Annotated in this window: 1 protein-coding gene; it reads left to right on the top strand. The window is 62.4% G+C overall.

Annotation, left to right across the window (positions count from 1 at the left end; translation table 11 throughout):
• Positions 1–255 precede the first annotated feature (255 nt).
• The coding region (locus KVT32_RS28180) for a fasciclin domain-containing protein (protein ID WP_217619211.1) at positions 256–665 on the top strand (410 nt) is incomplete at its 3' end.

Genomic DNA, 665 nt, shown 5'->3' with positions numbered 1-665 from the left:
CATCAGATTCGCCCCAAAGATTGCGTCCCAAGATTTCCAAGGACATGACCCGATATTGAACCATCTTATTCATTCTACACCTGTTCAAACCATAGACAACACGCCGCCTGCGGACTACATTGACAACATCAACATGTACACAGCATGGGCATCGGCCCCGCCAGGGCCGCCGGCGCGGACAGGCGCTCGTCCGGCGCCACGCGGTACGCGGGGCCGATGCCCGCCCTTTCCCTCACCTTTGATAAGGAATTTTCGATGAAAAAGCTCTTGCTCGGAACCGCATTCCTGTTCGCCTTCGGCGCCGCCCAGGCCGCCGATATCGTCGACACCGCCAAGTCGGCCGGTTCGTTCGACACCCTGGTCAAGGCCGTCGAGGCGGCCGGCCTGACCGAGACCCTCAAGGGCCCGGGCCCGTTCACGGTGTTCGCCCCGAGCGACGCAGCCTTCGCCAAGGTGCCGAAGGCCAAGCTCGATGCGCTGCTGAAAGACAAGGCGGCGCTCGCCAAGGTCCTGACCTACCACGTGGTGCCGGGCAAGGTCATGGCGGCCGACGTGAAGCCGGGCGAGGTCAAGACGGACGAGGGTGGTATGCTCAAGATCAAGACGAACGGGGGCAAGGTCATGGTCGATGGCGCCCAAGTGGTCAAGACCGATGTCGCGGCCGA

This window comes from Achromobacter sp. GbtcB20 (assembly GCF_019091095.1).
Classification (GTDB): domain Bacteria; phylum Pseudomonadota; class Gammaproteobacteria; order Burkholderiales; family Burkholderiaceae_B; genus Achromobacter; species Achromobacter mucicolens.
The sequence above is the reverse complement of the archived record's forward strand: the minus strand, read 5'-3'. Positions and strand labels throughout refer to the sequence as shown.